At 47.3% G+C, this 22573-nt stretch carries 23 protein-coding genes and 1 pseudogene; 7 read left to right on the forward strand and 17 right to left on the reverse strand.

Translation table 11 applies throughout. From position 1 onward, the window contains the following. Positions 1-28: 28 nt before the first annotated feature. The 4 genes from BMY09_RS18090 to BMY09_RS18105 are packed head-to-tail and all read right to left on the reverse strand — an operon-like array spanning position 29 to position 2246. Positions 29-517, reverse strand: a complete 489-nt coding sequence (locus BMY09_RS18090) for a 3'-5' exonuclease (RefSeq protein WP_091361038.1) — start codon at positions 515-517, stop codon at positions 29-31. Beyond that, positions 514-1128: a pyridoxamine 5'-phosphate oxidase family protein gene (locus BMY09_RS18095; protein ID WP_217647471.1), complete on the reverse strand. Its 615-nt coding sequence runs from the start codon at positions 1126-1128 to the stop codon at positions 514-516. Before BMY09_RS18095 ends, BMY09_RS18090 begins: the two co-directional genes overlap by 4 nt. Positions 1129-1177: 49 nt before the next feature. After that, entirely contained in the window at positions 1178-1642 is a 465-nt protein-coding gene (locus BMY09_RS18100; protein WP_091361041.1) for a nuclear transport factor 2 family protein, read from the reverse strand. Positions 1643-1697: 55 nt separating this feature from the next. Then, complete coding sequence (locus BMY09_RS18105) at positions 1698-2246, reverse strand: carboxymuconolactone decarboxylase family protein (protein ID WP_091361043.1); 549 nt, start codon at positions 2244-2246, stop codon at positions 1698-1700. Positions 2247-2378: 132 nt separating this feature from the next. Between BMY09_RS18105 and BMY09_RS18110 the strand changes: the two genes are divergently transcribed. Further along, positions 2379-3284, forward strand: coding sequence for a LysR family transcriptional regulator (locus tag BMY09_RS18110; protein ID WP_091361044.1), 906 nt, complete (start codon positions 2379-2381; stop codon positions 3282-3284). 207 nt (positions 3285-3491) lie between these two features. On the opposite strand, the gene BMY09_RS18115 is transcribed toward BMY09_RS18110, so the two are convergent. The 9 genes from BMY09_RS18115 to BMY09_RS18155 form a co-directional block, all read right to left on the reverse strand. After that, positions 3492-4343, reverse strand: coding sequence for a GNAT family N-acetyltransferase (locus BMY09_RS18115; RefSeq protein ID WP_091361046.1), 852 nt, complete (start codon positions 4341-4343; stop codon positions 3492-3494). Between the two features lie 118 nt (positions 4344-4461). After that, positions 4462-4797, reverse strand: a complete 336-nt coding sequence (locus BMY09_RS18120) for a VOC family protein (RefSeq protein ID WP_091361048.1) — start codon at positions 4795-4797, stop codon at positions 4462-4464. A gap of 87 nt (positions 4798-4884) precedes the next feature. Further along, entirely contained in the window at positions 4885-5202 is a 318-nt protein-coding gene (locus tag BMY09_RS18125; RefSeq protein ID WP_091361050.1) for a DUF2834 domain-containing protein, read from the reverse strand. 15 nt (positions 5203-5217) lie between these two features. After that, positions 5218-5574, reverse strand: a complete 357-nt coding sequence (locus BMY09_RS18130) for a hypothetical protein (protein ID WP_091361052.1) — start codon at positions 5572-5574, stop codon at positions 5218-5220. A 739-nt stretch (positions 5575-6313) separates the two neighbouring features. Further along, positions 6314-7636: a methyl-accepting chemotaxis protein gene (locus BMY09_RS18135; RefSeq protein ID WP_091361054.1), complete on the reverse strand. Its 1323-nt coding sequence runs from the start codon at positions 7634-7636 to the stop codon at positions 6314-6316. 454 nt (positions 7637-8090) lie between these two features. Next, the gene (locus tag BMY09_RS18140; RefSeq protein WP_175483588.1) at positions 8091-8729 is read right to left on the reverse strand and encodes an HAD family hydrolase; all 639 of its coding nucleotides are present in this window, start codon (positions 8727-8729) and stop codon (positions 8091-8093) included. 94 nt (positions 8730-8823) lie between these two features. Next, positions 8824-9117 carry a cupin domain-containing protein gene (locus BMY09_RS18145; RefSeq protein WP_175483589.1) on the reverse strand — a complete coding sequence of 98 codons (294 nt, stop codon included), beginning with the start codon at positions 9115-9117 and terminating at the stop codon, positions 8824-8826. A 90-nt stretch (positions 9118-9207) separates the two neighbouring features. Further along, on the reverse strand, positions 9208-9609 hold the full coding sequence (locus BMY09_RS18150; RefSeq protein ID WP_175483590.1) for an MAPEG family protein: 402 nt from the start codon (positions 9607-9609) through the stop codon (positions 9208-9210). 377 nt (positions 9610-9986) lie between these two features. Then, entirely contained in the window at positions 9987-12563 is a 2577-nt protein-coding gene (locus tag BMY09_RS18155; RefSeq protein ID WP_091361060.1) for a bifunctional diguanylate cyclase/phosphodiesterase, read from the reverse strand. A gap of 547 nt (positions 12564-13110) precedes the next feature. Between BMY09_RS18155 and BMY09_RS18160 the strand changes: the two are divergent. Continuing rightward, positions 13111-13445: pseudogene (locus tag BMY09_RS18160) on the forward strand (IS110 family transposase); the annotation flags it as partial. A 157-nt stretch (positions 13446-13602) separates the two neighbouring features. Here BMY09_RS18160 and BMY09_RS18165 read toward each other — a convergent pair. Continuing rightward, on the reverse strand, positions 13603-14514 hold the full coding sequence (locus tag BMY09_RS18165) for an aldo/keto reductase family protein (RefSeq protein WP_091361062.1): 912 nt from the start codon (positions 14512-14514) through the stop codon (positions 13603-13605). A gap of 171 nt (positions 14515-14685) precedes the next feature. Between BMY09_RS18165 and BMY09_RS18170 the strand changes: the two genes are divergently transcribed. Further along, the gene (locus BMY09_RS18170) at positions 14686-15573 is read left to right on the forward strand and encodes an AraC family transcriptional regulator (RefSeq protein WP_091361064.1); all 888 of its coding nucleotides are present in this window, start codon (positions 14686-14688) and stop codon (positions 15571-15573) included. Positions 15574-15899: 326 nt separating this feature from the next. Here the strand turns inward: BMY09_RS18170 and BMY09_RS18175 are convergent, their stop codons facing one another. From BMY09_RS18175 to BMY09_RS18185, 3 genes are all read right to left on the reverse strand, one after another. Next, the gene (locus tag BMY09_RS18175; RefSeq protein WP_091361065.1) at positions 15900-16499 is read right to left on the reverse strand and encodes a hypothetical protein; all 600 of its coding nucleotides are present in this window, start codon (positions 16497-16499) and stop codon (positions 15900-15902) included. 76 nt (positions 16500-16575) lie between these two features. Beyond that, the gene (locus BMY09_RS18180) at positions 16576-16932 is read right to left on the reverse strand and encodes a hypothetical protein (protein WP_091361067.1); all 357 of its coding nucleotides are present in this window, start codon (positions 16930-16932) and stop codon (positions 16576-16578) included. Positions 16933-17017: 85 nt separating this feature from the next. Further along, positions 17018-17812, reverse strand: a complete 795-nt coding sequence (locus BMY09_RS18185; RefSeq protein ID WP_091361069.1) for a hypothetical protein — start codon at positions 17810-17812, stop codon at positions 17018-17020. Positions 17813-18297: 485 nt separating this feature from the next. Between BMY09_RS18185 and BMY09_RS18190 the strand changes: the two genes are divergently transcribed. The 4 genes from BMY09_RS18190 to BMY09_RS18210 form a co-directional block, all read left to right on the forward strand. Then, positions 18298-19236: an HlyD family secretion protein gene (locus BMY09_RS18190; protein WP_091361070.1), complete on the forward strand. Its 939-nt coding sequence runs from the start codon at positions 18298-18300 to the stop codon at positions 19234-19236. Further along, on the forward strand, positions 19233-20189 hold the full coding sequence (locus tag BMY09_RS18195) for an ABC transporter ATP-binding protein (protein ID WP_091361072.1): 957 nt from the start codon (positions 19233-19235) through the stop codon (positions 20187-20189). The genes BMY09_RS18190 and BMY09_RS18195 overlap by 4 nt, the downstream gene beginning before the upstream one ends. Then, a complete protein-coding gene (locus BMY09_RS18200; protein ID WP_091361073.1) occupies positions 20186-21331 on the forward strand; it encodes an ABC transporter permease in 1146 nt (381 codons plus the stop codon). Before BMY09_RS18195 ends, BMY09_RS18200 begins: the two co-directional genes overlap by 4 nt. Positions 21332-22232: 901 nt before the next feature. Continuing rightward, positions 22233-22573: transporter substrate-binding domain-containing protein (locus BMY09_RS18210; protein ID WP_139203218.1), on the forward strand; the 341-nt coding region annotated here is incomplete at its 3' end.

Raw genomic sequence — 22573 nt, forward strand, 5'->3', positions numbered from 1 at the left:
CAGCTTACCGTCAGGTCAATGACTCCGGTTATTCATCACTATTCAGAGCAAACATAGCGGCCTGATGAATAAGACGGGCATCGTTCAAAGCGCGATGTGCACGATAATCACTCGCTTGTGACAATTCATCAAAACAGCTAGCGAAAGTACCCGCCCGGTGACCACTCAGCAATGTACTGAGATCCACAACATTAAAAGTTTGCTCAATAGCCACCGCTTCAAACAGGCGACCTATCCAGAAACCGTCCCAGTCTTCATGGTCGGAATACACGACTTTAGACGCCAATAAGCTGTTAAGCTCCTTTGCGACCACATCCGCCGGTCTGCCTTTTTCGAAGAGATCCTGACGCGACAGTCCGTGCAGCTCATATGCTTTCAGACTCCAGTGTTCCCAGGATTCTTCAGGTCGGATAAGTGTCTGATAGGTCTGTTCAGCGTTCACCAGACCGATCTCTATCGGATAACTAACAGGACTCAAGCCGCTGGCTTCGATATCTAAAACCCATATATTACTCATCGGGTCTCTCCTTGCAGAAGACGCAGTTGCTCCTCCAGTTCTGCGATCCGCTGATCACGTTGCTGCAACAGTGCTTCAACCGCTTCCTGATCCATCCGTTGTGGAATATGTTGTGGACAGTTCCGATCCCAGGCATCAACGGTAAACATCAACACCTGTTCCGGCCGCGCCCTGTATCGGTCCTGGCTGGGCATCAGTTCAGCTAACAACGCTGGCTGATCCTCTATCACTTTTGCACGGCCCCAGATTTTGATTCGAACACTGTTGGCATAGTCCATTAAGAAGATAAACGCTCTGGGATTATCGGTTAAATTTCCCTGAGTAATGAACTGCTTGTTTCCCCGGTAGTCTGCAAAAGCGAGGGTTTGCCTGTCGAGTACCTTCAGAAAACCCGGTGGACCACCACGATGCTGGATATAAGGCTGACCGTCAGCATTAACGGTCGCCAGATAGAAACTCCTCTGCGCCGCGATAAAGCCCGCCAAGTCGGGCGTGATGTCACGTTGCCAGCCACCGCCCTGCTCCATTCGCGCATAACTATCTCTGGAACCCTTTCGGGTCTGAATAGCCTTTACACTCGCGGTAAAGGCGATATCGCTGGTATAGGTCAACTTTACATACCTCTTTCTCTGGTGCACCTCGAAAAACCGACGGCATAACTCACAGGCCCAGATCGCTGAGGCCGGGGTGATCATGAGGGCGACGACCCTGAGGCCAGTGAAATTTCCGCTCCTCCTCACTGATCGCATGCTCATTAATACTGGCGATACGTTGTCTCATCAGGCCATTAGAATCGAACTCCCAGTTTTCATTGCCATAGGCACGAAACCACTGTCCGGAATCATCATGAAACTCATAGGCAAAACGAACGGCAATTCGGTTATCCGTGTATGCCCATAGTTCTTTGATAAGCCGGTAGTCAAGCTCACGGGTCCACTTGCGTGTCAGCAACTGCACGATTGCTTCGCGCCCTGCTACAAATTCGGCACGATTTCGCCATAAGCAGTTCTCGGTATAGGCCAGAGCGACTTTCTGGGGATCGCGGCCATTCCAGCCATCTTCGGCGAGTCTGATCTTTTCGATGGCCGAGGCTTCATCAAACGGCGGTAAAGGGGGTCTGGACATAGTAAATTCTCCTCTTAAGGGTAAAGGGTGGCGAAAGCGCCACCCACACACTGACTCAGGCTGCCAGGGTATCAACAGCTGGAAAGTCGATTTCGGTACCCAGCACTTCATTCACGTAGTTCGTCAGGGTATTCAGGGCAACGTGGCCTACGATCTCCACGATCTCTGCGTCGCTATAACCGGCAGCACGAACCGCCCCGACCTCACGGTCAGAGACCTTGCCGCGGTTGTTCACAATGCTGACGGCGAAGCTCACCGCTGCTGCGGCTTTTTCATCACTGGAGGTGCCACGGCGATTGGCTTCAATTTCAGCTGCACTCAGTCCGGCCAGATTGGAACCAAGATACTGGTGTGCAGCGAGGCAGTAGTTGCAGCCATTGATCTCGGCAACCGCAAGGGCGATACGCTCACGCGTCCGGGCATCCAGCGAACCATTACTCAGTGCACCATTCAGACCGAGGTAGCCCTCCAGAGTCTGCGGGCTGTTGGCGACAATGCGAAACAGGTTAGGCACACTGCCCAGAAGGGAATTAACCGCTTCAAGTGATTCTCGGGAGGCTTCCGGTGCAGCCATCACAGATGCCGGTGTAGGTATACGGGACATAATTAACTCCTAAATGTTATCGGATTGGAGAGCCCAGCATACAATTAACAAAAATAAAGATAATTAGACTGAAATTTAATTATCTATTACTGTTAGTGAAATAATATATGCGATGAAACTGTGTGAAACAGAATGGATAAACTTGAAGCGATGCGGGTGTTTATCGAGGTTGCGGAATGTCAGAGCTTCGTTGCCGCCAGCCGCACACTGGACCTGTCAGCACCAGCAGTAACCCGATCGGTCGCTCAGCTTGAGAAGGCCCTGGGGCTGCGCCTGTTCAACAGAACCACCCGTCATGTCCGGCTCACGGATTCGGGAGCCCGGTTTTTCGAAGACGCCAAACGTATTCTGGAAGACGTCGAACAGGCCGTGGCTACCGCATCAGGAAGCTACGCCGAGCCCAAAGGGGTGTTATCGATTACAGCCCCGGTACTGTTTGGTCAGATACATATCGCACCGATTCTGACGGAATATTTGCAGCAGAATCCAGCGGTAACCGTCAGAGCGTTATTCTACGATCGCGTCAGTAATATACTCGATGAGGGTCTCGACGTCGCTGTCCGCATTGGCCACCTCAAGGATTCAAGCATCTACGCCACCCCCGTCGGCAGCGTGCAGCGACTGGTCTGTGCTTCGCCCAGCTATTTGCAAAAGCATGGCACCCCCAGGCACCCTGCCGAGCTCAGAGATCATGAAATCATTCAGGCTTCAACGGTTGAACCGCCAACCACGTGGCAATTTGAATCATCCACAGGCAGGGAATCGGTAAAACTCACTCCACGCCTGCTCTGCTCCCAGAATGGCGCAGCAATAACAGCGGCCAGAGAAGGGTTTGGCATCACCCGCCTGATGTCCTATCAGGTTGGCGAGGAGTTAAAAAACGGCTCCCTGACGCGCATACTGCAAGACTACGAAAGCCAGCCACTGCCGGTCAGCATTGTTCATCTCGAAGGGCGACAAGCTAACGCAAAGATCAGAGCCTTTATCGACCTGGCGATTGAGCGACTAAGAGCCAATCCCTATATAGACCACGCTTAAGAGCCCCCTGTCTACAGGGGCTCCTAGTTGGCCTACTCCCATCAGCGATCACACCGTTGAGAATGGTAGTCATAAAGGTCTGTCATCTTTCACCGCTTAATTCAGGTTCCGTATGCATTCCCACGCGGGAGCGTGGCAACGAAACAGAGAAGGCGTTCGGAAATTTGCAGTGCAGCTATCATATGCCGCTTTGAGTCCGTAGCGCTCTCATCCGATTTCAAAGGATGTCACACCAAAAAGACGCTGTATTGGCATCTCAGGAAAATCGCCGGTATACATTCTTGCAGTTTCAAATGAGGCGCTCATATGATGCTTTTCAGCCAGTGCCACAGCCGCAGGATTGCTATCCGGTGTATCAAGAAAAACCGTGTCAGATGAGGTTGTTGTGGATTTTAAGGCCAGGAAAAGAGATTCGGCCAGTTCAGGATTGTCCGCATACAGAGGGCCAATTTTATAACCGTTGCGGCATTTGCGTATAACACCATAACCCGCCAGTTGACCATTCTGCAGGATGCCCAGCGCATGACTCCCAGGCTGGGTAATCCATGATCTAGTAAACTGCGATCTGCTGGCAGGAAAAAATGGCCGGTCATATTGATCAATGGATTCGAAAGGTAATGTGTCGAGTTCTACAATCTCAGCGTTTTTGGGCTGCGTGCCGCCGCCAACCCCTTCGTAACGGATATTGCGATAGGCCAGCTTAAAACCAGACTTTGTGTAGTTTTCCTGCTGAGCCACCACACCATCAAGGCCGATATTAACCCCTTCAAGGTATTTCAGCCCCGCGTTCCATAACTGAATTCCATAGCCCTTGCCACGGTACCCAGGCTTAACAATGTAGAACCCAAGGAAACCAAAAGCATCGCTGTACCTGATCACCGAAATTGAAGCGATAGGTTCGTCACCCAGAAAGCCCATCAAAAAACCATTCTGATCAGCTGAATAATAACAATCAGCATCATGCAAACCCGGATTCCAGCCTTCATCTGCAGCCCATTCAATGGCAATATCAATCTCGTTTCGGCCCACTGTTTTAACGGTGTAGTCTCTGTCTTGCATAGGATCCTCCTGGAAATTTCATCGCCATTTGGTAGCTAAAAAAATTTCAACCAGCCACCCCCATCGCTGTCGGCCGCCTTTAGCTGTTAAGTTTTTTTCTATACGCTCTGCTTGAAATTTACACTGTATTTTTGTCAGGATCTTTTGCATTAGAAAAAGAGTAACCATTTGCCTGATGAGTGGCTCCGAATACCAAACCCGACTCGGCAGATCTGCGTTTAAACTCTTCAATATCCTGAACGCTAAATACCAGCTTAACGCCTACCTGCCCAAGCTTGATACTCTTAGCTGCCTGATGAATCAGTATCGTGAGACCGCGATCTTCTGAGGTCAGCTCGATCAAACCCTCGAGTATTTCACCAGTCGTGATAAAGCCAAAATACTTCCGATAAAAATCGGCGGTTTTATCCATGTTTCGCGCGTAAATTATAATCGTGTCGAGTTTAACGTCCATGACTACTCCGAATGCGTAAGACCCAACGTCAAAGGCGAGTGCCATCGCTCTCACCAAAGCAGCACCAACCGTACCCCGAGGCGATGGTTATGTGTTGCTCTCAATATGGAGATCTCTCAAGTAAAGAAACAGTGGCAGCCCCAAAGACACCCCGATGCTCAATGTGGCAACGACAGGCAGCCAGAGATGCGGCATCTGAATACGCTTACTTTCAGTGAATATGAAGACCAGCAAAACGACTGCTGAAATAATGACATCCCAACCGAAGAAAGCGCCGATTCTTGTAGAGAATAGTTCCTGAATGAATAGCGGTATATCAACCCCGTGCTCCGCTACCCAGGGTACAAATTGAGATAAAGGCAATAAGGTACCGAAAACGCATAAAATCAGATAAAGGTATTTCACTTTCTTACTTCTCCTTTATGCATGATATGAACAACCTTCGATTAACACCTTGCCATCCCGCTCTCTAAAGCCATAGATAAGAAGACCTGGCGCTTCCCGATTTTCAAGGTCTACCTTCCATATCGCAATGACGTGATCAGGGTTTCTGTGGATAGTCACCAGATCAGCTATTGTGTGTTTTCCGTACACATCGTAGTTTTCTTCTATCTGCCGATTAAATTCCTCTTCAGGAAAGTGCTCTGAAGGGTTTTCATCAAAAAAATATTGAATAAAATCGCGATAACTCTTTGTATTCCATGCGTTCTCAGTATGTTCCGCTAATGGCTGCACTATATCCAGTATTTCCTTATCACTCAGACCTGCCAATCTCATTTCATTCTCCTTTAAATAACGATCGCTGTGCCGCCGTTGGTTATAGGTTATAAGCCAATGACTCTCAAGGCCACATCAGCCTCGGTATAGTCCCGAATCGATTGGGGCTGCTAATGCGATGCCCGGTAGAGATAAAATTATAGCCCAGCGTCTCAGATGCTTTCTGATCCCAGGGCCCGTCCTCAAGGCAGGTTATTGAATCATAACGACCATTGCCCGCCAGCCTTTCAGCCAACCGCATAATCTCTATTCTGCTGTCGTGATCTGAGGATGAAGCCAATGGTATGAGTGGAAAGCTAAGGCCTGCAGCATTGAGCTATCCTTCGCTCCGATACTTCAAAGGCTCAATATCCCTTCTGAAACGGGGTTCAGCAAAATGAAAGCAACTGGCTTAATGCAACGGACACTCAGCTCATTTTGAATTATCGACGCTATAAGGGATCTGTTCGCCTGAAGATCGCTAAAATCACGCGAAACACCTTGATACAGAAAGAAAATGGAGATTAAAAACGCCAGTCAATTGAATAACTGGCTCGATTGAATACTTAGATTAAAAGCTGAACAACAAGTCACTTTTTAACATGGGAGGTCTGTTGTGGTCACTGCTAAATCCTGAAAGCAGTATGCTCTCTGGGTATATTGAACCTCTTGCCTAATGACCTCTACAACAATACTAATGACGGTCTACTGCATCTTTTTTCTTGGCCAATACCTGGCACTTTTTCAGTTTTACCTTACGTTATGACACATTCTCAACCTCAATTAAGGTCATCTCTTTCTTATCAGCATCATCGATTAATCCGTCAATTTTTCTCATGCTTTCCAGCTGGGCCTGGAGTTTCACTGAAAGCGCACTCAGCTCAGAAGCAGAGAGGGAAGTCTCTTCCGCAGATGCTGCCGTCGAGTGAGTTACATCACCAATTTCTAACATTCCCTGATTTACCTGGCTCAACCCTCTCGCCTGACTTTGCGATGCATTATCTATTTCTTTGATGGTGTCTGAGATAGTTGCCACATGCTTAACAATCTCGCTCAACGCACTCACACATTTTTGTGATACTGAACTTCCCTTTTCGATATTTTCGACTGATGACTGAATATATTGCGCCGACTCGCTAGCAGCTGTTGTACTGCGCTCAGCAAGTTTTCTGACTTCATCTGCTACCACAGCAAAACCGCGGCCCATTTCGCCTGCCCGGGCAGCCTCGATGGAAGCATTAAGTGCGAGTAAATTAGTCTGAGATGCTATGTCATTAATGACATTAATAATGTCACTAATCGCTTCGCTTGAACGATTAATTTTCTCCATCGCATGCTCTAGTTCGCTTATTTCATCGGAGGCCATGATCGCAGCTCGCTGCGCCTCAGACGAGATTGCGCTGGCCATTAAGGCACGCTCGGCATTGTCATTGGCCTGGGCAAGGATCTCATTGAGCGAGTTGCCGATTTGAGAAATAGAGTTCGCTTGCTGGTTTGACCCTACTGTCAGAGCATTGCTGGCAACACTAAGCTCGTTTGCACCTGTTGTGAGGTTTTCACTGATCGCATCCACATCTTTATACACGGCTTTTAGCGCAACCTTTTCTGACACTTCCTGTACATATTCAACATGACCTATCTCGTCGCCATCTAATCCCCTGATGTAAAAAGTGTCTACACGAAAATCTTTCTCCCACTGGTTAAAGAAAGTGCTCTGATTTCCTTTTCTTAAACAGTTCACGCCACAATCTTCGGTGTTACAGATGTTTGCTCCCCAGTTTGAGCAGTGCTGTCCGAGTATATCCTCACGTTTTACTCCCAGGGGATCGGTAGCCGCTCGATTGACAAACGTCCACTTCATATCCAGGTCAGTAACAGAGAGTGGGTTTGGGATAGCATCAAGAATCTGCTCATAAAAGTTGAACTGCTCTCTTGCCGAATGATCCATTTTTATCAGACAGCCTAACAACAACGCCTGCACTGCGACCAGGAGCAGCAAACTTGTGTTTTCTATCGAGAATAGCAATGCAACTACTATAGATACAGCGTTGATACCCAAAGCCAGACGGTAATATTTTTTCATTTTATTTCTTCTTATGGACCACTCTCACGATAATTACTAATCGCCAATTAGTGATTAGTAATAATTAGGTGTATCGACGCCCCTTATCCAGGCACCTGATTGATATATAATTAAGCATACCCTGGAGCAATAAATCAACAATTCACTAAAGCACCTGGGGTCCAGGCGATCAAACATGTAACCATCCTGTGTATATCGGACCACATACGATGTCCGGGAGAGACCCACTGAGTCGGGACAAACCCTGGATTGAATGGGCCAAAGCCCTTGTTGATCGTTATTTTCAAAGTAGAGTAAAGGGCTTTACCCCCTTTGACTTAATTCACAATAAACAAATTTATGTCGCATGAAAAAGTTGGGTTGTATTAACTTCAAAAAATAACGGCTGGGACACGCGCAGACTCGAAACCGCAAAGCGGAAGAAAAACGGACGCTGTGCCGCGTTGGTTATAGGTTATAAGCCAATGTATCTCAGGGCCACATCGGCTTCGGTATAGTCCCGAATCGATTGGAGGCTGCTAATGCGATGCCCGACAGAGATAAAATTATAACCCAGCGTCTCAGATGCTTTCTGATCCCAGGGCCCGTCCCCAAAGTAGGTTCTTGAATCATAATGATCAGTGCCCACAAGCCTTTCGGCCAACCGCATAATCTCTATTCTGCTGTTGTGATCGGAAGACGAAGCCAAGGGTATGGATGGGAAACTAAGGCCTGCCGCATTGAGTTTCATTCTGGCGGATTCAGCCCAGCCACCAGTGGCAAAAGCGACAGAGACATTCTGGCGGGAAACAAGCTGCGATAAAAAGTTATACGCTCCCGGGATCGGTGATACTTCGTGGCAAGAAATGTAATCCGCTACCCGACTGACGAACTGCTCTTTAACTTTCGCTTCGATACGCTCTCTGTCACTGTGAAAGCCCGACTCTGCGACTATCTCGGCAAGAATCCCGGAATCGGTGACGTGACGATAGCAACTCCAGTCAGAGCCTATAGCGATACCCAATACGTCCCTGATCGCTGCCTGAAAGCACTCCGTATCAAAATCGTATGATTCGACCAGCGTTCCATCTATGTCGAACATGATTAGATGCACAATCTCTCCCTACCTTATAACGCTTGCAGCAGCTACGCCGTTAGTGAGTCAGGTGGAGGCCACATTTTTGTCGCCGAAGCTAAGCTGCTTGTTGTTATTGTGCTGGCACAAAGTCGTAAGCACCCTTTTGAACCAGAAGATACTCTGATGTTGAATCACATAAATTAATTAGAAAATGTGGTTCTTCAGGCTTTATTTCGTATATGTTACCCGGAACCAGGACCTCTGTTTTACTACTGTCATCAAATCTTATTTCCAGCTTCCCCGCCAGACAGACAACATTTTCAACTACCTCAGTGTGATAGTGATTTGGCGAAATCTCTCCTGGAGCCAGAGAGATGCGTGCCACCCTTGCCCCTTCCATTTTTATCAGATCAATCCTGGTCATTAAACGTCCTCTTACGTTGGTTAACGCGGCCATCACAGGTCCGGCGTCAGCGAGATCCAGCCCATGTGATTTTCGCATGGGCAATTATGCTTAGGCAGCCACTTGCAGTACAAGCCAACCTCCCACGATAACAAAAGCCACGTGTTGTATAAGCATGCCTATACCGCGAATAAATGGGGTGGACGTGTAGAGCATTCCACCTGCATGTAATAGCCTGCTGATAAGGAAGGCACTCGCAAGACCGAGAACGAGAGTTTTCTCTCCTCCGTCGTACTCAACGAGACCGAGTGCAATAAGCGCCATAGGGGCGTACTCGATGAAATTGCCATGTGCCCGGATCTTGCGGCGCAGCGTTTCATCCCCACCATCGCCAAATGTAAGACCACCAGAAAAACCGCCGATCTTTGCTCGGCTTATCGAGATTTGAAGACTCAAAGGCACCATGAGTAATGTAAAGATGCCCGCGAGTAATGACGTGATTGGCAAGTCCATACTGATTCTCCTTTTGTCTGCCTGACGAGACTGTCGGAGTAGATATTTTGGCACAAAAATATCCATCTACCCCAGCCTTCCCCTGTCCGTTTAAACCTATTGCCTGGAAGTATTGATAGTTTTTACTCCGGCTCAAACACGTCTATATTCTGTTGTAACGTTTTCCAGACCTATCCGATTAAAGGCGTCACAATACGTACTGGAAGGCTATCATCAGATTAAAGGAGGCAAAGCCCTTTTTGATTATAACTATTGATCACTGCGATCAAGTTACAGTAAAGGGCTTTGATCCTTTGACTTCAGGAACCATTAGCCAGCTCATGCCTGAATGCTGCATGGACACCATAAAAAATCACTCAAATAATCTAATGCCCGGTTTATTTTAACAACGCTTCAAACGGCTGTGCCGGCATTGGGCGGTTGAGGTAATACCCCTGATAATAATCACATGAATGATCCGCCAGAAATGTCAGTTGGTCTGCCGTTTCAACGCCTTCCGCCACAACTTTCATATTCAGACCATGAGCCATTAAAATACAAGCCGTCACTAGTTGGTTATGGCTTTTATCTATATCTAAATCGGCTACGAATGCCCGGTCAATTTTTAGCAGATCAAACGGATAATGTTTCAGATAGGAGAGAGAAGAATAACCGGTCCCAAAATCATCAATTGCCAGTGATATGCCTAATTCTTTAATTTGGTTAAGAATATACCGGGCATACTGGTCATCCTCGATAAGAATACCTTCCGTAATCTCCAAGCATAGCTGCTCTGCGGGGTAACCCGTGTCACTCAGAATACCCTGCAATACATTAATAAAATCATACTGCCTTAACTGCCTGGGAGAGATATTAATGGCAAGTCTGAATGCCCGATACCCATTCGCAATCCACTCAGCCCCTTGCTGACACGCCGTACGAATAATCCAATTACCAATCTCAATGATAAGCCCTGTGTTTTCGGCGATAGGAATAAACTTGTCCGGCCCGACACAGCCAAGTTCTTTTGAATTCCAACGGACCAGTACTTCAGCGGACACCAGGTTGATCTCTCCATCCTGATACGCATACACCGGTTGATAATTCAGCAGCAACTCCTCGTTTTCCAGCGCTTTCCTGAGATATTGTTCCATCTCCAGCTTATACCCAGCATTACGCCCCATCTCTTCTGAATAATATTCAAAATACCCCTGATTACCGATCTCACGACACCGATACATTGCTAATTCCGCATTTTGCAATAAACCTATAGCTTTATCACCATGTTGAGGGTAGATGGATACTCCAAAAGTGGCCGATAGTGAAACGCCATATTGGTCGATCACAAACTCCTCATTAAATACGTTATGTAAGCGTTCTACAGCTTTATAAAGTTCTCTTGTGCCCCCAAAGTTTTGCAGTAATATAATGAACTCATCCCCACCGTGACGCAGAAGGCTGTCCTGGTCCTCTAATCCACCACGTAAACGTCTGGTAGCAGACGTTAATAATTTATCACCAAACTGATGACCAAGGCTGTCATTGAAGCGTTTAAAGTTGTCCAGATCGATATAAACGACAGCAAAAATAGATCCACTTTTTTCAGCATCCTCGATGAAGAAGTTCAATCGATCAATAACCAGTGAATTACTTTGAGAAAGATCCCGAATGCAACAAACGCGGACTTTTTCACCTTTTATGGCGCTGTCACGGGCACAGACTTCCATTGGGAAAATCTCACCTCCCCTCCTTTTTCCCTCAAGGTCATAAGGACGTTCGTAACCGATAGACATATGATGATGGGCCGTAGAAATACATTCTTCAGCCATAAAACTCCATATATCTTTTCCAATCAGATATTCTTCCGGGTAATCAAAAATCTCCGCTGAAGCTTTATTAGTATCCAAAATAATGCCGTCTTTATGGATCAAAACACCTTCATTCGTCAGTTCAGCAAGCTGTCTGAGTCGCTCTTCACTATTCATCAGTTCCTGCTCTGCCTCCTTAAGGAATTGCAGATCCCTGGTACCCACTTTATACAGCATCAATGATGCGGCAGACGCCAGAAGAAACATTAAGGAAACAAGAGGCACGACCGTATCGTCGAGCCAATAAAACTCATGAGCCTGATTAAGATAGAGCAGTTGCCACCCTGGCATGGTTTTCAGCTCAGACTGGCCGACGATAAAGGTAACTTCAAGCTTTTCGCTGTAGAGGCGCTGCTCTTTAATCTCGTCATGAAAGCCAAGTGAAGCTATCGGATTAATTCCGAATTGTTTTGATGCAATAATTTCGCTCATACGCGCTTCAGGAATGGGCCACAATGAACACATTTCCCAGCTTTTGTCGCTACTTGCGAAGACAACACCATCAGGGCTGATTAAAACCGCAGTGCCTTCCAGGTTGTGAATGTCAGACTCAAGGTTTTCCATAGGGACTTTGATGACAGCTACCCCTAATATGGAGGAATTCTCACTTTCAATACGACTACTGAAATACAGTCCCCTTTTTTTAGTCACTGTCCCTAAAGCCGCATATACATCCCCCCCGCGCTTCAGAGCCTGCGTGAAATAGGGACGAAATGAATAGTTATACCCTTCTAAGGAGTTGTTTTGATCCGGTCCACGGTTATCCACCACTGTAAGACCATCAGGCTTGATTAAGTAACAAAGGCTTGCTTGTCCCTTGTCACAAAACTGATACAACAAGTACTTACTTTTTATATAACCCTGCTCGCGAGACTCAGACATCGTGCCTACTATATCCGGTAAGGATGCAAGAGTTCGGCTGGCCCTGATATATCTTTCTATAGCCGTATCGAGTTTCACTGCAATAAGGCTTGCAGTCGTGTCAGCGGACTGCTCCTCTTTCTCTATATTGGAGTTGACCGATTGTTCGTAGAAGAGAAACACCCCTACCACAGCCGTCAGGCAACTGAACAAGGTTAGAAAAAGTAGAATACTACGCAGATTCATATTATTTTCTCGGGTGCATTAAACTCAATATAGCTCACAAACCGCACCGGGATGCGACACGTAGCTTCGATAATGACTCAAAGATACGGAAGGGCTATTTTCATCGACCAGTTCGAACCATTAGCCATTGCCCGGAATTGCTTTTGGTTGGATATCCCTTAATGGGGTGCAGCAAGGAAGTTTTGTCGCCAAATCAGATATCAGCTGATAGCGATGTTTATCGAAGCTCTTTGAAGATGGAATGCATAAACAACCTGAAAACGTAACCGTTATCAGGGCAAGAATGATGAAGCAACCTATAAACATCCTTTGATTCCTTAAAAGCCAGACAGGGGTATAAAGGGTCAAGCCTCCCACCTATATATAAAAAGTAATGGGAAATGGAAGACTTTTCCCAGTGGATAATGATAAACGCTGTGTCCGAGGTGGCCGCCATCACACACGCACAGTGATGTTTATGGCCACGCTCTCTTTGATACAGTTCAATCCTACCCTATATTTTTATCAGTGTTATTCAGGTTGTCATCATTCTGGGGATGGGCTTTCCAGCGAGCATTCCAGTAGCGGGCATCGAAGACAAGGCAGTATCACCAAGTGCGGTAATGGCCGCGCCGGACGTTTATTGATTGAAGGGGCACATAGCTATCGTTTCAGCGCTAATATCTCAACCGAGTTACAGAAACGACAAGAGCCGTTGAGTAAAGAGATCATGGATATAGACTGGAAAGCACAGCTAAAGCTCTGCTGGCGTTATCAGCGGTTAATCAAGCGGGGGAAACATCCGATGTCTCTGTCACAGCCATCGCCCGAGAGATGGTGGAGTATATCTGGGCGATTGCCAGCAAAGCTGATCGTCATCCTAAATACTATGCTGAAAAATGAGGAGCGCAGGAATGAAAAATCAGCCTGACATTATTGACAGAACACCACTGTCACTTATGCGATTTATGTAACGCTTGCACGCTCCTTTGAAGTAACCAACCAACGAGTGTTGCAAAAACCAAAAAAGGGCAGTCAATCGGCCAGCCCCTAAACCACTCTATTTAAGCGGATCGGCAACTTCCATTGGGTTTAAGCCATTTGCCGCCCAAGCGATAGCCTGGTTTTGATTAAGCTGATCCAGGCGAACCATGTCTTGATCTGAAATGCTAAAATCAAAAACATTTAAGTTATCGCGAATACGCTCAGGTTTACTGCTTTTTGTGAGTACACAATAGCCGTGCTGCATACCCCATCTTAATAGTAATTTGGCTTGGGGCACCTTCATACGGTTGGCCATTTCGTTAAGCACGACCTGACTTTCCGCTTTGATTTCTGCCAAAACCTCACCACCTTGTCCATCTTCCATTCGCCAGCTCGCTAGAGGTGCCAGCGAGCTATAGGCTATAGGCACAATCCCTTTTGGGCCCATAAACTCAGTCAACTCGACTTGGGCGCAAAGTGGGTGAAATTCAACCTGGTTGGCTTCTGGCAACGCCAACCCGGCGTCCATTATTTCGTCAAGGCGCGCAATATTGTAATTCGCCACACCGATGTGCTTGGTTAACCCCAGCTTTTTCAGCTCCATACACGCTTGCCACTGCTCTAATCTAAGGCTGGAAAACGGCGCGTGAATCATATACATATCCACATAATCCAATTGCAGCTCGGTCAATTGATGCTTCAGGGTGTTAATGGTGTCGTCGAATGTTTTCTCGGCAGAGCCCCACGGCGCGTAGCCCGGAAACAGCTTAGTCGTAACAAATATTTCATCGCGGGAAATGCCAGCGGCTTTTATGGCTTTACCCGTACCAACCTCGTTATTGTAGCCTTGCGCCGAATCAATATGGCGAAATCCAGCCTGTAAGGCATCACATACACATACCTCTGCTTGCTCAGTGGTAAGCTGATACGTACCAAAGCCAACCAACGGCATACCCAATTTATTGCGAGTTGTTTGTGACATGTCCATAGTTAATCCTGAATATCGAATGAAGGCAACTATATTTATAGTCCATTTAAGCTAATAAAAATTGGCTAATAATCCGTTTAACTTGCACAATAATCCAAACTTAAAGATTATTAGTAAAATTCGCGCTATATTTCTGTTGGCACTTATTTATCAACGCATGTGAAGCTAACTATGGCCATTGACTCTCTGCTCACCCTTACCCAAAACTGCATCCAGCGCCAGAACGCTCTTGGCCGCTATCTGCACTTTGACTACAGCAAGTTAGTGATAGTCTCCTTTTGCACCCCCACACCGATTGAATCTTCGGTGTATCAACCGCTGTTATGCCTGGTGCTACAGGGTGAAAAACAAGTCTCTGCCGGCGAGCACCAAGTACGCTGTAGCCAAGCCAGAATGATTTTGGTGAGCCACCATATTCCCGTGATTTCGCAGATCACTCAGGCATCAGATCAAACGCCCTACGTAGCGGTCATTTTGCCATTAGATCGAGAAAAGCTATTGCGTTATTTTGACCCAACACACACGACGCGTCCGGTAGATGATAGTGCTGCCATCGGTTGCCACCAGGTGCCAAACGAAGTAGCACAGGCACTAGGTCGATTGATTGAATTAGCGAACGAGCCAACCCTTGCGCCAATGATTGCGCCCTTAATTGAAGACGAAATTCACGCGCGTTTGATGCATTCAGAGATCGGCCAGCGGCTAATGCGTTTGGTATGGCATAGTGATAAATCAGCGCAAGTGGCCAAAATCATCAAACTCATCAACGACGATCTTAGCAAAAACCTATCCATCGCTGAGTTAGCCAAAGAATCTGGCATGAGCCGCTCTGCCTTGCATCAACATTTCAAGGCCATCACTGGCATGAGTCCACTCGCCTATACCAAAGAGCTACGCTTACTGAAAGCACAAACCCTGGTGCGCGAAAGCTCGCGCCCAATCGCCTCGATTGGCTTTGATGTCGGCTACGACAACCACGCCCAATTCAGCCGCGAATACGCTAGAAAATTCGATAAATCGCCACGTCAGGATAGAGCCACAGCGGCAGGAATTAGTTAGATTTTTGGAGAGAGTCTTCGGAGGGGGAAGCTATAGCTGTATTATTCAGGTTATATCTTGACCAACTTACTCAGCCCCGATTGATTCTGTGGCATAACTAACTGCGATTAATGTTTCGAGATTAAAGGGGTCAAAAAGGGCTTGACCCCTTTAACTTGAGATTCCAAAATATCTTAGCGCCTCTTTCACCCCCGACCACATGTAAATTTTCTAGCAACTTCGTCAGTTTAATCAGATATATAAGCTGTTGAGCATGAGACAAGAAAATAAATCTGTTCCTTTCCCCTTTTTGGCCGATGTGAATTTAAGTCTCTTGCAATACGATTTCAATTAACTGAATCAGTCATTTGCAAATCATCCATACTGGACCATAGCAATATTACTTTTTGTCCAGGAGTTTCTTCGGCACTTGTTGCTACAAAGCCGTGTTTTACAGCCCAAACCATGATAGGTTTCCCAAAGATATTTGTCCCGAAGTCATGCTGTTTTTGTAAGTCTAAACGTGGGTACCTTGCAAGTTTTCGACCAAGAAAATCCTGGACTTTACCAAATGAACTGCCGGGAAACTCTATTCTTATGTTTGTAAGTTTATTCTTGTAAAAGAAAAAGCTTACCAGTCGTGCAGGAATATTGTCAAAAGCAGACCCGATATAGGCATCACATACATAATCTGACTTTCCTATTCTTTGCTCTTTTTTAGGATTCCCATAGCATTTAAGCTCGTGACCTCTATTCTTATACTCTCTAAGAATATCAGATTGCTTTCTGGAGGAAAGCGAATCAAGCGCGACAATAAAGTCTGGCGTTCCTATCCGAGAAAACCAATTGGAAATTTCATATTTAAAATGTAGTGGTAAATTAGTATAGGTTGCTGATCCTGCGAAGAATATAACAACACTTATTGAGATTAACTTTAGTATTCTCATGAAAGTCCCTATTTCGTATAACACTAACAGCAGTTGAGCTCATTGAGCGTCAACTGCTTTCCTTGTTAAGCCTTATCTAAATCACACCAGCACATTGAGCAAACTTCATTGAAATTATGCCTACCGACTCCTTGCCATAGAAAAAATCAGGTGCATCTATGAAGACGCTTTCATTACAACGACTGGTTTGACTTTCTAACTTGCTAAGGCACGCTGAGGTGCTTGAACCACCGGTCTCTTGAAAGTAACTGTCATTACAAAACCTAGTAGCAAGAAGTAAGGCTCCTTTCTTAACCTCATCTTGGGAAGCTTGATCACCTTCAGCTTTGTCGAGCACTTCTTGATAAGTCGTTATTTGAACTTCCGACTGCTGGTTGTTCATATATAAATAATAACCACCTATTAACAGACCAATGATTAATAAATATTTCAATGTTCTTTCCTCCTTAAAAGGTTATTTTAAAAAACGTCTAACAAAGTTGTCGATTGCTGTTACTTGTTAGGTGCAACCCTTTTTTTCATTCATTCAATTCTTTTGTAAATGAAATGATTTTCAACTCACAATATTCTGCAACATCTTCATACATTGGATTTTCTTGGGCAAGAGATCTATAAATTAGCACGTATAAACTTAACGACAGCATAGCAGTAATTTTAAGAATCTTATCACTTTGCTCTCCAATTAACTCGTAAGAAGAAGTGGAATTAGGCATAGCATGAACGATTGATGTGAGCTCTTCATATAATGGATAGACCTCTAATAGCAAGCTGGGGGCTGATACTGATCTAGATTTTTCCTCTAGCATCCAGTCTAACATTTTATATATTTTAAATGAGTTTGTTTCTCTCTCGACCTCTCTGCGGGAACTTCCATTTGAAACCAACTCCATTCGCTGCATAAACGCGAATATATTGGGAATAGGACTGCCCCCTTGAACCTTAATTTGTTTATTTAAGGAAGCTGCATATCTAATTTTTTCAAGGTCACCCTCCATCCCTAGATAATCCTTGCCAATATCATCGGATGAATCAGAAATCATTTTCATCCAAATATACATAGCCTTTACAGAATGCTCAATACATGACCTATAAAGTATACCAATAGAATAAAACTCCTCTATGCAGTAGAGGTCGAAAACACCTATTCTTAAGCTATTTATTTTTGGCAAGAAAGAAACTAAAGAAAACAATGATCTTGGTTTACTAGATGACAATATCGTTTTTTCCAGATCATCTTTCGAATAAATAATCGGAAACTCATCAAGACCTCTTGAATATTCTTCAAAGAATTCTGTGATATTGAATTTCTTCATAAATTATTCCTACCCTCACCACTATCCGGTAACTTGCAGTCACCTAACATTTCAATTCTATGCGTGCGCGTTTTGACACCGCAAGACAGAGGATGAGAGAGTCATATCTATCTGAACTGAAAGAGTAATTCTGAAGCACGTTGCTTTTCATCCCCTGAAAACACGCCAGCACGGTTTGCTGTTTTTAGTGGCACATGTTGTTACCGGCCATATTTCCTATCTATCTGATAATGCACCACTTCTAAAGGTTATTCCAGTGCCTGAAGCAACGTTCAGGTGCCTGAGACGGAATCCATTGAATAGCCATAACAGCCAGATACCCTCTTTGCCGGACAAAAGCCATCTTCGAGTCACCGACAGGTCTTGCATAAATATCCACAATTCTGGCAGTTGCACCCAATTAGGTTTATCGTTCTACTATTAACAAGTTACGAATGCTTTTTCTTTTTCGCCCGTGCTTTTTAAGCCATATAAAGGTCAACATCATGCGTTACCTCATCTGCCTGATTCTGCTATTTCTGACCGCCTGTGACGGCACCTCTCAGAACCTTGCCCTGGGCACTCTGGAGCGGGATCGTATCGCCCATACGGCCACCGCCAGTGAAGTGGTGGTTGAGTTGCCGGTGGCAGCAGGTAGTCAGGTGAGCCGGGGAACCGTTCTGGTGAAACTCGACAGCACACTACAGCAAGCAGAGGTGGATAAAGCTACCGCTGAAGTGGCCCGGGCGGAAGCGAATCTGGAAAAACTCAGAAATGGTGCCCGTGAGGAGGAGGTTGCTGCGGCAACCGCCAGGGTCGCCGGGGCGCGGGCCTCACTGGTTGAGAGCCGCTCTAACTATAACCGCATTCTCAATCTGAAAAAGCAGAAGCTGGTCAGTCAATCAGATCTGGACCGGGCGCGCTCTGCAAGAGATGCCGCTCAGGCGGGATTGGAAAGCGCGCAGGAAGCCCTGCGGTTGCTGACCAATGGCACCCGGGAAGAGGACCTTCGGGCAGCGGAGGCCTCATTGCATTCAGCCCAGGCGACACTGGCAATCCAGACTAAACGGCTGGCAGACCTGACCATTATCGCCACCCGCGACGGTATTCTGGATAACCTGCCCTGGAACCTCGGGGAGCGGGTCACCATCGGCAGTCCGCTGGCGATTATACTGGCGGGCACAGCGCCCCATGCCCGAGTTTATGTACCCGAGCCATACCGGGTAAAACTTCATGTCGGCGACTCACTCATTGTTCATGTGGATGGTATCGAGCAACCGATCACGGGCAAACTCAGCTGGATCGCGACGGAACCCGCCTTCACCCCCTATTACGCCCTGAATCAGGAGGAGCGCGCCCGGCTGATGTACCTGGCGGAGGTTAAACTCCCCGATAGTGAAGCGGACCTGCCCAATGGCGTTCCGGCGCAGGTGGAGCTGCCATGACCGGTCAGTCAGCCAGCTATGCTATCCGGGCAGAAAAGCTCAGCCGACGCTTTGGTGACACCCTGGCGGTACAGGATCTCGACCTGGAAGTTGAAACCGGCCGGATCTATGGCTTTCTCGGGCCTAATGGCTGTGGCAAAACCACCACTATCCGAATGCTCACCGGTCTGCTGCAACCCAGTAATGGCCGGGTTGAGGTGCTTGGCTGCAACCTGCCGGAAGATGCTGAAAAACTGCGACTGCAAATTGGTTATATGACGCAGAAGTTTTCGCTCTACGATGATCTTACGATCGAGGAAAATCTTAAGTTTATCGCCCATATCTATGGCCTGACCGCCCGGGCCCGGAAACAGCGGATCGAAGAGTTACTGAGCATCTATGGCCTGCAGGAAAAATCAAAGCAGTTTGCCGGCAGTATGAGCGGCGGTCAGCGCCAGCGACTCAGCCTGGCTGCGGCCACGCTGCATAAACCGAAACTGCTGTTCCTTGATGAACCGACCTCTGCGGTCGATCCGGAAAATCGCCGGGAGTTCTGGGAACAGCTGTTTGATCTGAGCGATCAGGGCACCAGCATTCTGGTCTCCACTCACTATATGGATGAAGCGGAACGTTGCCATAAACTGGCGATTCTGGAGAACGGTATTAAACGGGCCGATGGCAGCCCCGATGAGCTGATGCAGCAGATGGGTTCCAGAGTGGTAGAGATCAGTTCATCTGAACTGCGCTCGTTAAAGCAAACACTGATAGCGCTGCCGGAGATTATCTCCGCCGCACAACTGGGCGCGCGTCTGCGGGTACTGGTGAAAGATAGCGTAGACGACCCGATCGGGTTTCTCTCTCAGCAACCGTCGGTGAAGCCCGAAGATCAGCTCAATCTGGTGCGCCCCAGTCTTGAAGATGTGTTTGTCACCTGTACCGGTGTCAGGGCCGACAGCGGGAGGCAGCAATCATGAACCCTTTTGTGCGGGTCAGCGCGATCGCCACTAAAGAGCTGCTGCAACTTAAACGGGACAAGATGACCTTCGGCATGATCGTCATGATCCCGCTGATTCAGCTACTGCTGTTTGGTTTTGCTATCAATACCAATGTGCGTCATCTGCCTGTGGGGGTGGTCGATTATAGCCACAGCGGCTTAAGCCGGGTGCTGATTCAAACCATCGAGGCGACCCAGGTGGTCACTTTCACCCGCCACTTCACCAACCTGCCCGAGGCAGAACAGGCAATCGCCAGCGCTGAGGTACGGGCGGTGCTGATTATCCCCAGTGATGTCAGTCAGCGACTGGTGCGCAACCCCAGTGTAGGGCTGGGCAGTCCCCCGGCCAGCGATGCCGAAACCAGCCGACCGGTTGCTCAGTGGCTGGTTGATGGCTCAGACACCATTATCGCCGGTGCGATTAAGGGCTTGCGAAGGATGCCACTGGTAGAGCTGCTGGATAAACCTGCCAACCGCCAGACACCCACCTTTGAGGTCACCCTGCTCTACAATCCAGAGCAGCGCACGGTGGTGAATATCGTGCCGGGACTGGCAGCGGTCATCCTGACGATGACGATGATTATGTTCACCTCTGCCGCCATTGTGCGGGAACGGGAAAGAGGCAATATGGAGATGCTGATCACCACCCCGGTGCGTCCTATCGAACTGATGATAGGTAAGATTCTCCCCTATATTTTTATCGGTGCGATTCAGGTTGTCATCATTCTGGGACTGGGCTTTCTGCTGTTTAATGTACCGGTCAATGGCAGCCTGTTGCAGCTGGCGCTGGCGACCCTGCTGTTTATCACCGCCAGTCTGACCCTGGGCCTGATTATCTCCACCATCGCCAAAAGCCAGCTGCAATCGATGCAGATGACGATCTTTGTCTTACTACCCTCAATTCTGTTATCCGGCTTTATGTTTCCCTACGAAGGGATGCCTCTGGCCGCGCAATATATAGCAGAGGCACTGCCCGCCACCCACTTTATGCGGCTGATTCGCGGCGTGGTTCTGAAAGATGTAGAGATTATCAACATGGCCCCGGATATCTACTGGCTGGGGCTGTTTACTCTGGGTGGCTTAGCCGTTGCCTCGATACGCTTTAAGAAACGCCTCGATTAAATACTGCCATTGATTCTCCCGCACCGGGCTGCACAATGACGCAGCCCCTGCGGCTGATGCAGGGTCAAACAGCAACACACAATCCTCCTGAGAACCAGAAAAGAAAATCAGAAACGTGCGCTAAAGCCAACATATTCAGATCTGCATCAGCTAATAATTGGCACAGAAAGAGGTAAAGAAGGCACGGCAGGATGCAACTTATTCCGAAGATTCACACTAGAGTCTAGTGGCGTAGATACACAGAGAGAACCAAGCACTCTCATTATCTGCAGCGGATCTTCGTGTTACCCCGCACAGCGTCCGACCACTTAGCGGACGTTTTTTAGCGGGAGAGCTAACCGGTAAAAGATCAACCAGTAAAAGATCGCAGTTGTCAGAAATACTATGTCTCGCCTGATGTTCAGGACATGGGTTTCCCAGTAAGACACAACTGCAATGCCCCTGGTGGCATAAGCATCCATCTCAATAAGATGGATATATAGCAAGACAATAATTATAACTCTCGTGCCCAGCACGCTGCTTTCCGGAGTCACTGACACATGCAAGAATTTGTCGATCTCATAAACGGCATTATCTCAAGCCCTGCTCTGATCTTTCTCTGCCTTGGGGCCAGTCTTTTCTATTCAATCCAGATACGCTTCGCACCGCGGCGAATGTTGCGCAAAATGTGCGAGCGGCTGTTTTCAGAATCACAATCCAGCCCTGAGCCTGCATTAGCACCTATCAGAGCCTGAAGCGCTGCGACAGGCGCTCAGCCCAGTTGAAGATTAAAAAAATAAAGAAGTGGAATACGCTTTACGACGTTCAAACCTGACGTCCAAATCTATAGCACGACTGTTAAACACAGCCTGTTTTAGTGTCTCATTTATTCATTCGTTATAAAAACAAGAGGAAGTAAACAATGAAGAAAACCCTGATTTCCGCTGCCGTCCTGATGGCTGCAATGGCAGGAACAGCAATGGCTGGTACTTTGGAAACTGTGAAGGAACGTGGCGCACTTCAGTGTGGTGTAACGAGTGGTGTCCCTGGCTTCTCGGTGCCTGATGATAAAGGTAACTGGAAAGGTCTGGACGTTGACGTATGCCGGGCGGTTGCTGCCGCCGTACTGGGTGATGCAACTAAAGTTAAGTATATTCCACTGAATGCTAAAGAGCGTTTTACTGCGCTGGTGTCCGGCGAGATTGATATGCTGTCCCGTGTGACCACCTGGACACAGACCCGCGATACTCAGCTGGGTATCAA

This window comes from Amphritea atlantica (genome assembly GCF_900111095.1).
GTDB classification, from domain to species: domain Bacteria; phylum Pseudomonadota; class Gammaproteobacteria; order Pseudomonadales; family Balneatricaceae; genus Amphritea; species Amphritea atlantica.

Bases quoted from the DNA above. Each gene is read 5' to 3' on its own strand.
- BMY09_RS18090 (WP_091361038.1), bottom strand. From the start codon at position 517: ATGAGTAATATATGGGTTTTAGATATCGAAGCCAGCGGCTTGAGTCCT.
- BMY09_RS18100 (WP_091361041.1), bottom strand. From the start codon at position 1,642: ATGTCCAGACCCCCTTTACCGCCGTTTGATGAAGCCTCGGCCATCGAA.
- BMY09_RS18105 (WP_091361043.1), bottom strand. From the start codon at position 2,246: ATGTCCCGTATACCTACACCGGCATCTGTGATGGCTGCACCGGAAGCC.
- BMY09_RS18110 (WP_091361044.1), top strand. From the start codon at position 2,379: ATGGATAAACTTGAAGCGATGCGGGTGTTTATCGAGGTTGCGGAATGT.
- BMY09_RS18115 (WP_091361046.1), bottom strand. From the start codon at position 4,343: ATGCAAGACAGAGACTACACCGTTAAAACAGTGGGCCGAAACGAGATT.
- BMY09_RS18120 (WP_091361048.1), bottom strand. From the start codon at position 4,797: ATGGACGTTAAACTCGACACGATTATAATTTACGCGCGAAACATGGAT.
- BMY09_RS18130 (WP_091361052.1), bottom strand. From the start codon at position 5,574: ATGAGATTGGCAGGTCTGAGTGATAAGGAAATACTGGATATAGTGCAG.
- BMY09_RS18135 (WP_091361054.1), bottom strand. From the start codon at position 7,636: ATGAAAAAATATTACCGTCTGGCTTTGGGTATCAACGCTGTATCTATA.
- BMY09_RS18145 (WP_175483589.1), bottom strand. From the start codon at position 9,117: ATGACCAGGATTGATCTGATAAAAATGGAAGGGGCAAGGGTGGCACGC.
- BMY09_RS18150 (WP_175483590.1), bottom strand. From the start codon at position 9,609: ATGGACTTGCCAATCACGTCATTACTCGCGGGCATCTTTACATTACTC.
- BMY09_RS18155 (WP_091361060.1), bottom strand. From the start codon at position 12,563: ATGAATCTGCGTAGTATTCTACTTTTTCTAACCTTGTTCAGTTGCCTG.
- BMY09_RS18165 (WP_091361062.1), bottom strand. From the start codon at position 14,514: ATGGACATGTCACAAACAACTCGCAATAAATTGGGTATGCCGTTGGTT.
- BMY09_RS18170 (WP_091361064.1), top strand. From the start codon at position 14,686: ATGGCCATTGACTCTCTGCTCACCCTTACCCAAAACTGCATCCAGCGC.
- BMY09_RS18175 (WP_091361065.1), bottom strand. From the start codon at position 16,499: ATGAGAATACTAAAGTTAATCTCAATAAGTGTTGTTATATTCTTCGCA.
- BMY09_RS18185 (WP_091361069.1), bottom strand. From the start codon at position 17,812: ATGAAGAAATTCAATATCACAGAATTCTTTGAAGAATATTCAAGAGGT.
- BMY09_RS18190 (WP_091361070.1), top strand. From the start codon at position 18,298: ATGCGTTACCTCATCTGCCTGATTCTGCTATTTCTGACCGCCTGTGAC.
- BMY09_RS18195 (WP_091361072.1), top strand. From the start codon at position 19,233: ATGACCGGTCAGTCAGCCAGCTATGCTATCCGGGCAGAAAAGCTCAGC.
- BMY09_RS18200 (WP_091361073.1), top strand. From the start codon at position 20,186: ATGAACCCTTTTGTGCGGGTCAGCGCGATCGCCACTAAAGAGCTGCTG.